At 75.6% G+C, this 7,178-nt stretch carries 9 protein-coding genes; 5 read left to right on the top strand and 4 right to left on the bottom strand.

What is annotated here, in order from left to right; genetic code table 11:
• Nucleotides 1-108 precede the first annotated feature (108 nt).
• Entirely contained in the window at nucleotides 109-972 is an 864-nt protein-coding gene (locus tag AB0J67_RS25155; protein ID WP_363485898.1) for an ATP-grasp domain-containing protein, read from the top strand.
• A gap of 48 nt (nucleotides 973-1,020) precedes the next feature.
• Here AB0J67_RS25155 and AB0J67_RS25150 read toward each other — a convergent pair whose 3' ends face one another.
• A complete protein-coding gene (locus AB0J67_RS25150; protein WP_363485897.1) occupies nucleotides 1,021-2,079 on the bottom strand; it encodes a LacI family DNA-binding transcriptional regulator in 1,059 nt (352 codons plus the stop codon).
• Nucleotides 2,080-2,223: 144 nt separating this feature from the next.
• Between AB0J67_RS25150 and AB0J67_RS25145 the strand changes: the two genes are divergently transcribed.
• The gene (locus tag AB0J67_RS25145; RefSeq protein WP_363485896.1) at nucleotides 2,224-2,583 is read left to right on the top strand and encodes a VOC family protein; all 360 of its coding nucleotides are present in this window, start codon (nucleotides 2,224-2,226) and stop codon (nucleotides 2,581-2,583) included.
• A 58-nt stretch (nucleotides 2,584-2,641) separates the two neighbouring features.
• Here AB0J67_RS25145 and AB0J67_RS25140 read toward each other — a convergent pair whose 3' ends face one another.
• The gene (locus AB0J67_RS25140) at nucleotides 2,642-3,313 is read right to left on the bottom strand and encodes a hypothetical protein (RefSeq protein ID WP_363485895.1); all 672 of its coding nucleotides are present in this window, start codon (nucleotides 3,311-3,313) and stop codon (nucleotides 2,642-2,644) included.
• A 124-nt stretch (nucleotides 3,314-3,437) separates the two neighbouring features.
• On the opposite strand from AB0J67_RS25140, the gene AB0J67_RS25135 reads away from it, so the two are divergent.
• From AB0J67_RS25135 to AB0J67_RS25125, 3 genes are read left to right on the top strand one after another with little or no spacing between them, the layout of a single operon-like run.
• Nucleotides 3,438-4,226, top strand: coding sequence for a DUF4253 domain-containing protein (locus tag AB0J67_RS25135; RefSeq protein WP_363485894.1), 789 nt, complete (start codon nucleotides 3,438-3,440; stop codon nucleotides 4,224-4,226).
• A 52-nt stretch (nucleotides 4,227-4,278) separates the two neighbouring features.
• Nucleotides 4,279-5,331: a zinc-dependent alcohol dehydrogenase family protein gene (locus AB0J67_RS25130; RefSeq protein ID WP_363485893.1), complete on the top strand. Its 1,053-nt coding sequence runs from the start codon at nucleotides 4,279-4,281 to the stop codon at nucleotides 5,329-5,331.
• Between the two features lie 10 nt (nucleotides 5,332-5,341).
• Nucleotides 5,342-5,794 (top strand): winged helix-turn-helix transcriptional regulator, encoded by a 453-nt coding sequence (locus AB0J67_RS25125; protein ID WP_363485892.1) that lies wholly within the window; start codon nucleotides 5,342-5,344, stop codon nucleotides 5,792-5,794.
• Between the two features lie 170 nt (nucleotides 5,795-5,964).
• On the opposite strand, the gene AB0J67_RS25120 is transcribed toward AB0J67_RS25125, so the two are convergent.
• Nucleotides 5,965-6,762, bottom strand: coding sequence for an FAD:protein FMN transferase (locus AB0J67_RS25120; protein ID WP_363485891.1), 798 nt, complete (start codon nucleotides 6,760-6,762; stop codon nucleotides 5,965-5,967).
• The gene (locus tag AB0J67_RS25115) at nucleotides 6,759-7,175 is read right to left on the bottom strand and encodes an FMN-binding protein (RefSeq protein WP_363485889.1); all 417 of its coding nucleotides are present in this window, start codon (nucleotides 7,173-7,175) and stop codon (nucleotides 6,759-6,761) included. Before AB0J67_RS25115 ends, AB0J67_RS25120 begins: the two co-directional genes overlap by 4 nt.
• Nucleotides 7,176-7,178 lie beyond the last annotated feature (3 nt).

Here is a 7,178-nt window from a genome sequence, read left to right as displayed (position 1 = left end):
TCGGTCACCAGGGTCTTGAACACGCGGGCCGGGTCGGCGCCGATCGCCTCGGCCACCAGCGCGCCGTAGTTGGGCTGTCCTGGACACCGCCGCGTAGGCTGCGCGGCTGTGTCGTTTGTGTTCTGCGTCGACCCGCTCACGCCCGGCCGCGTCGACCCGCACTTCGCGGGCCAGGCGCGCGCGGTGCGCGAGGACGGTCGCACCGTCGCCCTGCTCGACCATGACGCGCTGCTCGCCGGTGACGTCGCGACCGCCGTCCGCCGCGTCCCGCGCGACCTCGGCGACGCCTGGTACCGGGGCTGGATGATCCCGTCGGGCCGCTATGCCGAGCTGGCCGGGGCACTCGCCGCGCGTGGCGTGACGCTGCGCGTGCCGCCGGAGGCCTACCGCGCCGCGCACGAGCTGCCCGGCTGGTATCCGGCGCTGGCCGAGGTCACGCCGCGTAGCGTGTGGACGCCGTGGACGCCCGGCGAGCCGCCCGCGCAGGAGCGGGTGGCCGCGCTGGTCGCGCCGCTGGGCGACGGCCCGGCCGTGGTCAAGGACTACGTCAAGTCGCGCAAGCACGAGTGGGACGAGGCCTGCTACGTGCCGGACCTCGCCGACACCGCGCAGACCCGGCGCGTGCTGGCCCGCATGGTCGAGCTGCAGGAGGACTCCCTGCAGGGCGGCCTGGTGGTACGCCGGTTCGAGCACTTCGCGCGCCGGGGCGGCCGCACCGTGGAGGCCCGCGTGTGGTGGGTGCACGGCGAGCCGGTCCTCGCCGGGCCGCATCCGGACACCCCGGACCTGACCGCCGAGCCGGACCTGTCCGCCATCGCCCCGGCGGTGGCCGCGTTCGGCCATCCGTTCGTCACCACCGATGTGGCGCTGCGTGACGACGGCACCTGGCGGGTGGTCGAACTCGGCGACGGCCAGGTCAGCGATCTGCCCTCCGGACTCGACCCCGCGGCCGTACTCGGCCGCCTGGACTGATCGCCGCAGGTCAGCAGCCTGGAACCGGTTCCGGGACCGGTGCCGCCGTCAGACCACCGGCAGCTCGGCGGTGCGCGCCCGCCGGCTGCGCTGGCCCGGAATCCGGCCCACCGGCGGCGTCGTGCCCCGCACCACCAGCGACGTCGCCAGCAGCACCGGCCCGCCGTCGCCGGCCCCGCCGTCGAGGCGGTTGACCAGGTCACGCGCGGCGGCGGCGCCGAGCTCGGCCCACGGCACCCGGACCGTGGTCAGGGGCGGCTGCGTGTACGCGGCGGGCGCCACGTCGCCCAGGCCCACCACCGCCACCTCGCCGGGCACCTGGCGTCCTGCCTCGTGCAGCGCCCGCAGGGCCCCGGCCGCCATCGCGTCCCCGTGCACGAACAGGCCGTCGAAGAACAGCCGGGCCCGCAGCAGCCGCTGCACCGCGTCGTATCCGCCCTGCTCGGAGCCGTCGGACTCGGTCACGTGACTAGACCGCAGCACCGCGCCGGTGCCGGTCAGCCGGTCGGTGAACCCCTCCGCGCAGGTGTTGCCGGCCGGATCCGTCGCGGGTCCAGTGATCATGGCGATGCGCAGGCGGCCCGCGGCCAGCAGCAGTTCCGCCGCGCGCGCTCCGCCGTCGGCGAGATCGGCGCCGACCGCCGGCAGCCCGCTGGGCCGGCCGCCGGTCTCCACCACCAGCACCGGCAGCCCGCCCCGGTGCAGCTCACGCAGCTGGTCCACGGCGCCGCCGGGCTCGACGGCGAGCACCCCGTCGACGGCGTGGCCGCGTACGCTCGCCGCGAAGCGCTCCAGGGCCGGGCCGTCACCCGCCGCCGCATGCAGCAGCAGCCCGTAGCCGGTCGGCTCCAGCCCGTCGGCGACGCCCTGCAGCAGCTCCGGCATCCACGGGGTGCGCAGCGACGGCGCGAGCACCCCGATGGTGCGGGTGCGCCCGCTGGCCAGGCCGACCGCGCGGGCGCTGGGCACGTACCCGGTCTCGGCCATGATCTCCTGGATGCGGGCCTGGGTGGCCTGGTCGACGTCGGGTCGGCCGTTGAGCACCCGGGACACCGTCGCCTTGCTCACCCCGGCGAGCCGGGCGATGTCGGCGATCGTCACGCGCATGTGGACCTCCGGAGGTCGCGTTCCCGCGGTACCGGTTCCGGGACCGGTGGCGGCTACACACGGTAAGCGGCCGCGAAGGCGGGATGTCAAGGCCGATCGGTTATTCGGTCGGCCCTGCCCGCCTACCCGGCTACGGTGTCGACCATGCCGTACATCTCCTCGGTCGTCATCCACTGCCGCGACCCGTACCGGATGGCGCCGTTCTGGAGCCTGGTCACCGGCCTGCCGCCGGTCGACGAGGACGCGGTCAAGCTCGCGGAGCGCTCGCTGGAGGAGGGCGAGTCGGTGCTGCTGCGCCATCCCGGCGCCGGGCCGGACGTGTGGCTCGCGCAGGCCGTCGAGCTGCTGCCCGTCGGGCGCATCCACCTGGACGTCGTCGCCGACGAGCGGGAGCGGGCCGCGATCGTCGCCGCCGGCGCGACCCTGGTCCGCGAGCAGGACGACCTGACCGTCTACACCGATCCCGAGGGCAACGAGTTCTGCCTGGTCCACGAGCGCCACTGAGCTCGCCGGGGACCCGTCCGGACGCCGGAGCAGGTCCGCCCGGCGTGGGGAAGCGGGGCTACGGGATCGGGCCGTCGAGGCCGTTGCTGCTCACGCCCTCCAGGACGATCGTCGCCTCGGTCGCGGTGCCGCGGACCTGGACGCACAGGTACCGGCGGTCGATCAGCCAGCCGACCCGGCGGCAGTCGTGGGCGGCCAGGTCCGGCCAGCCGCGCCCGCGCAGGTGGGCCAGCACCCGCGCGGTGACGTCACCGTCGCCGCCGACGGTGAGGATCCTGCTGCAGGCGCCCGACCCGCACGAGCGGGCCCCGTCCTCGCCGGTGTCGGCCAGCACGGTCAAGCCCGCGGGCAGGGGCCGCACCTCGGCCGCGGCGGGCACGAACGGCTCGTCGGCGATCGCCCGCAGCGCGACCCCGCAGCCGAGCAGCACGGCTCCGACCAGGAACGCCGCGCAACCACGCCGGATCCACCGCCGGCCGGCCGTGGGCTCGGCCGCCGGCGCGCCGACCAGGCGCCGGCCGCTGACGGCGATCACGACGACGACCGGCCCGTAGGCCAGCAGCGCCTCCACCGCCACCGGCGTCCACAGTGCCACCCCGACGAGCGCGCCCCACGCCGCCAGCACCACGGCGACCGCCATCCGGGCCGGGCCCGGCCGGGTCAGCAACAGCCAGCCGAGCACCGGGCCGGCCGTCCAGAGCAGCAGCACCGGCACCCGCGCGTCCCCCATGGCGGCAGTATGTGCCACCCGGGCGCGCGGCCGCCAGACCATGCGAAACCCGGCACGTCGCCAGGCGGCGGCGGGCTCGGCGAATCCTGTTGGCGCGACATGTCGCGTCGGCGACACTACGCGGGTGGATCTCGAACAGTTCGGCCTCACCGGCATCCAGCGGGCGGTGACGGCCGCGGGCCTCACGCTCTACAGCGGCGACGTCGCCGACCCGGACGCCGCTTGGCGGGCCGCCCGCGCCGCGCACCCGCGCACCGGCCTGTGGCCGGTCCTGAGCTACGGCGCCGAGGAGGCGGCCGAGGACAGCCACGAGTGGGCACCGTCCGCGCAGGGGCCCGCCCGGCTCGCCGAGGCCGCCGCCGTGCCACCGGCCGAGCACCTGCGCGGCCTGATCCGGACACAGTTCTTCTACTTCTGGAGCGAGGGCCCGGAACACCTGCGCACCGGTGCGGACTGGACCCCGGACCAGGTGGACGAGTACGCCGAGCGCTTCGCCGCACACCTGTCGGCGCAGCCGGCCCGTCCGGCACCGCAGTGGCGCAGGAACGGCGACCGCCCGGAGGGTGACACCCTGCTGCTGGTGCCCGCGGCGGCGGGCTGGCAGGTGCCGGCGCTGGTCCCCGGCCTGCTGTTCGACTGGCCCGGCGGCATCCAGAAGTGGGAGCTGAGCGCCGTCGACCACGCCGTCGTGCTGCGCCACTGGCACGAGCGGTACGGCGCCGAGCTCTACCTCGCGCACGGCAAGTACCTGGAGCTCGACGTGGCCCGGCCGCCCCGGACACCGGACGAGGTGGTCCGGTGCGCGATGGAGCAGTGGACCTACTGCAACGACCTCGGACAGCTGATGAAGGGGCTCGACGACGTGGTCGAGCGGCAGGTGCCGTGCGGGCACTGGGCGTTCTGGTGGGACTGACCCGGCGGGCATCCGCCCGGCCCGGGCGAACCGGTACGACTAGGATGATCACATGCGCGCCACGGTGATCCACGCCCCGCACGACGTCCGCATCGAGGACGTGCCCGACCCGGTCCTGCAGCACCCCACCGACGCCGTGGTGCGGGTGACGCACGCATGCATCTGCGGCAGCGACCTGTGGGCGTACCAGGGTGTCGCCAAACGCGAGCCGGGCCAGCGCATCGGGCACGAGTTCCTCGGCGTCGTCGAGGCGGCCGGCGCGGACGTCACCGGCGTGCGCGAGGGCGACCTGGTGGTGGCCCCGTTCGTGTGGTCGGACGGCACCTGCGAGTTCTGCCGGGAGGGCCTGCACACCTCGTGCCCGGTCGGCGGGTTCTGGGGGCAGCCCGGCTCCGACGGCGGCCAGGGCGAGGCGGTGCGCGTCCCGTACGCCGACGGCACCCTGGTCAAGCTGCCGTCCGGGCTCGGCGACGCCGAGCTGGTGAAGATCCTCGCGCTGTCCGATGTGATGTCGACCGGCCACCACGCGGCGCTCGCCGCGGGCGTGCGCAAGGGCGGCACGGTCGCCGTGGTCGGCGACGGCGCGGTGGGCCTGTGCGGCGTGCTCGCCGCGCACCGCCTCGGCGCCGCGCGCATCATCGCGCTGGGCAGGCACGAGGCGCGCACCGCGCTGGCCCGGCGGTTCGGCGCCACCGACGTGGTGCCCGAGCGCGGCGACGAGGCGATCGCCGTGGTCCGCGAGCTGACCGGCGGGCAGGGCGCGCACGCGGTCATCGAGGCGGTCGGCACCGAGCAGTCGATGCGCACCGCGATCGGGGCGGCACGCGACGGGGGAGCGGTCGGCTTCGTCGGCGTCCCGCACGGCGGCTCGGCCGGCGTCGACCTCGGCGACATGTTCGGCCGCAACGTCGCGCTGCGCGGCGGTGTCGCGCCCGCGCGGGCGTACATTCCGGAGCTGCTCGCCGACGTGCTGGCCGGGACCCTGGACCCGTCGCCGGTCTTCGACGTGTCGGTGGGCCTGGCCGGGGTGCCCGACGGATATGCCGCCATGAACGATCGCAAGGCGCTGAAAGTGCTGGTGCGCCCGAACCAGGCGGCGGTGTAGCTTGAGCGCCGTGGAAGAGACCGACCAGGCCATCGTTTCGGCCCTCACCGCCGACGGGCGCATGTCGTACACGGACCTGGCCGAGAAGGTCGGGCTGTCCGTGTCCGCCGTCCACCAGCGGGTACGCAGGCTGGAGCAGCGCGGCGTGATCACCGGGTACGGCGCGCGGGTGGACTACAACGCGATCGGGCTGCCGCTGACGGCGTTCGTGGCGATCCGCCCGTTCGACCCGGCGCAGCCCGACGACGCGCCCGAGCGCCTGGCCCACCTGTCCGAGATCGAGTCGTGCTTCTCGGTGGCCGGTGAGGACTTCTACATCCTGCTGGTGCGTGTGGCGTCGCCGGTGGACCTGGAGCGGCTGCTGCAGGAGATCCGCACCTCGGCCAACGTCACCACCCGCACCACGGTCGTGCTGTCCACCCCGTTCGAGCAGCGCGCCCCGAAGATCCACCTCGCCGAGTAGCCCGCGCCGTCGCCGGTGCGGTCTGCGCGCCGGGCGGCCGGTGCAGCTCCGGCAAGCCGCTCCGGCAGCGGGAGGGAAGCTCGGCATGCTGCTCCCGTAGCCGGGTAGCTCGGCATGCTGCTCCGGCAGCGGGGGAAGCTCCGATGCCGCTGGCACGGCACCGAGTGCGGTCACGCCGGGAATCCGGCGGTGGCGTGGTGCTGCCCGAGCGCGTCGACGAGCAGCCCTGCACAGCCCGTGCCGCGCAGCAGGTCGAGGCCGGTCACGCCCTTCGCGACGGCCGCGGTGGCGAGCACGTCGGCCCACAGCAGCGACGGCCCGGTGACGGTGACCCCGGCGACGCCCGTCGCGGGCAGACCGCGGCGCGGGTCGAGGATGTGCGCGCCGCGCCGCGCGGTGCCCGAGGTCGCCACCGCGCCGGCGGCCAGGGGCAGGACCGCGACCAGCCGCGACACGTCGCGCGGGTCCTCGACCCCGACCCGCCACGGCGGGTGTCCGGGCAGCGCCGCCACGACCACGTCGCCGCCCGCGTTGAGGCAGAAGTCGTACCCGGACAGCCGCCGTGCGGCCAGCTCGACCGCCCAGCCCTTGACCAGCCCGGCCGGATCCCACCGGCGTACGCCGTCCGGGTCCGGCAGCATCGTGTCGAACCAGCCGCCGGTGCGCTCGCGGGCCGCCTCGCACAGCCGCAGCACCTCGCCCACCCACGGATGCGCGTCGGCCACGGCCAGCTCGCCGCGCCTGATCCGGCTCACGTCGCTGCCCGCCCGGTACGTGCTGAACACCGCGTCGGCCTGCCGGAGCAGGTCGAACACGCCCGCCACCGCTGCCGCGGCGGGCGCCGAGTCCAGGCCGGGGCCGCGCAGGTGCAGGCTGACCGGCATACCCATGATCTGCTCGACCCAGGCCCGCCGGGGTGGCACGGCATCGTCGCGGTGCCGCGCGGCGGCCGGTCGACCGCGGGTCATGCCAGGTGGGCCCGGTCGATGGCGGACTGCAGCGAGTCCAGGTAGGCCCGGCTGGTCGCGGTCGCGCCGGTGATGGTGTCCACCTCGGCCGACTGCGCGTCCAGCACCCGCCGCCGCAGCTCCGGCAGCGCGTGCTCGTTCAGCACCAGCGAGTGCTCGTGGACGGTGTGCACCTGCAGCGTCGCCACGTCGGCGATCCGGCCGCCGGCGAAGGTGACCCGCACCTGCACCACGCCGTACTCGGTCGGCACCGCCGTCCCGTCGACGAGCTGCCCGTCGGCGAACCGGGTCGGCTGCGGGGCCGGGACGGCCTGCCCGGGACGGGGCACCGCCTCGCCCAGGCTGGTGCGGTAGCTGAACAGGCCCACCAGGCCCGCCACCGTCGCCAGCAGGAAGAACGCGATCTTACGCATGGG

Source organism: Catellatospora sp. NPDC049609, assembly GCF_040675365.1.
Lineage (GTDB): Bacteria > Actinomycetota > Actinomycetes > Mycobacteriales > Micromonosporaceae > Catellatospora.
The sequence above is the reverse complement of the archived record's forward strand: the minus strand, read 5'-3'. Positions and strand labels throughout refer to the sequence as shown.

Coding starts and splice junctions, on each gene's coding strand:
- AB0J67_RS25145 (WP_363485896.1), top strand. CDS start 2,224: ATGCCGTACATCTCCTCGGTCGTCATCCACTGCCGCGACCCGTACCGG.
- AB0J67_RS25115 (WP_363485889.1), bottom strand. CDS start 7,175: ATGCGTAAGATCGCGTTCTTCCTGCTGGCGACGGTGGCGGGCCTGGTG.
- AB0J67_RS25130 (WP_363485893.1), top strand. CDS start 4,279: ATGCGCGCCACGGTGATCCACGCCCCGCACGACGTCCGCATCGAGGAC.
- AB0J67_RS25120 (WP_363485891.1), bottom strand. CDS start 6,762: ATGACCCGCGGTCGACCGGCCGCCGCGCGGCACCGCGACGATGCCGTG.
- AB0J67_RS25140 (WP_363485895.1), bottom strand. CDS start 3,313: ATGGGGGACGCGCGGGTGCCGGTGCTGCTGCTCTGGACGGCCGGCCCG.
- AB0J67_RS25150 (WP_363485897.1), bottom strand. CDS start 2,079: ATGCGCGTGACGATCGCCGACATCGCCCGGCTCGCCGGGGTGAGCAAG.